Origin of the sequence: Morganella sp. TYF_1 (genome assembly GCF_043105645.1) — a bacterium.
GTDB lineage: Bacteria > Pseudomonadota > Gammaproteobacteria > Enterobacterales > Enterobacteriaceae > Morganella > Morganella morganii_B.
The window spans coordinates 1-1201 of record NZ_JBICLU010000020.1 but is presented as its reverse complement, the minus strand read 5'-3'; the positions used below and the strand labels follow the sequence as shown (position 1 = coordinate 1201).

Sequence of the window (1201 nt, the reverse complement as noted above, 5' to 3'; positions counted from 1 at the left end):
TTCCCGGAAGCAGAGCATCAATCACTTCACCACCGTAGTGGCTCGTCGTCACGCCTCAGTGTTAACAACCGACCGGATTTGCCTGGTCAGTCCACCTGCACGCTTAAACCGGGACAACCGTCGCCCGGATGATTTAGCTTTCTCCGTCCCCCCTTCGCAGTTACCACCAGTACGGGAATATTAACCCGTTGCCCATCGACTACGCTTTTCAGCCTCGCCTTAGGGGTCGACTCACCCTGCCCCGATTAACGTTGGACAGGAACCCTTGGTCTTCCGGCGTGCGGGTTTTTCACCCGCATTATCGTTACTTATGTCAGCATTCGCACTTCTGATACCTCCAGCAACCCTCACAGGTCACCTTCACAGGCTTACAGAACGCTCCCCTACCCAACAATATTTACATATCGCTGCCGCGGCTTCGGTGCATAATTTAGCCCCGTTACATCTTCCGCGCAGGCCGACTCGACCAGTGAGCTATTACGCTTTCTTTAAATGATGGCTGCTTCTAAGCCAACATCCTGGCTGTCTGAGCCTTCCCACTTCGTTTCCCACTTAATTATGACTTTGGGACCTTAGCCGGCGGTCTGGGTTGTTTCCCTCTTCACGACGAACGTTAGCACCCGCCGTGTGTCTCCCGTGATAACATTCTCCGGTATTCGCAGTTTGCATCGGGTTGGTAAGTCGGGATGACCCCCTAGCCGAAACAGTGCTCTACCCCCGGAGATGAATTCACGAGGCGCTACCTAAATAGCTTTCGGGGAGAACCAGCTATCTCCCGGTTTGATTGGCCTTTCACCCCCAGCCACAAGTCATCCGCTAATTTTTCAACATTAGTCGGTTCGGTCCTCCAGTTAGTGTTACCCAACCTTCAACCTGCCCATGGCTAGATCACCGGGTTTCGGGTCTATACCCTGCAACTAATTCGCCCAGTTAAGACTCGGTTTCCCTGCGGCTCCCCTATTCGGTTAACCTTGCTACAGAATATAAGTCGCTGACCCATTATACAAAAGGTACGCAGTCACACCATAAAGGTGCTCCCACTGCTTGTACGTACACGGTTTCAGGTTCTTTTTCACTCCCCTCGCCGGGGTTCTTTTCGCCTTTCCCTCACGGTACTGGTTCACTATCGGTCAGTCAGGAGTATTTAGCCTTGGAGGATGGTCCCCCCATATTCAGACAGGATAACACGTGTCCCGCCTTA

1 rRNA gene is annotated in these 1201 nt (G+C 52.7%); it reads right to left on the bottom strand.

Features of this window, described 5'->3' with window-relative positions:
• Positions 1–1201, bottom strand: a 23S ribosomal RNA gene (locus ACF8OF_RS11135); the annotation flags it as partial.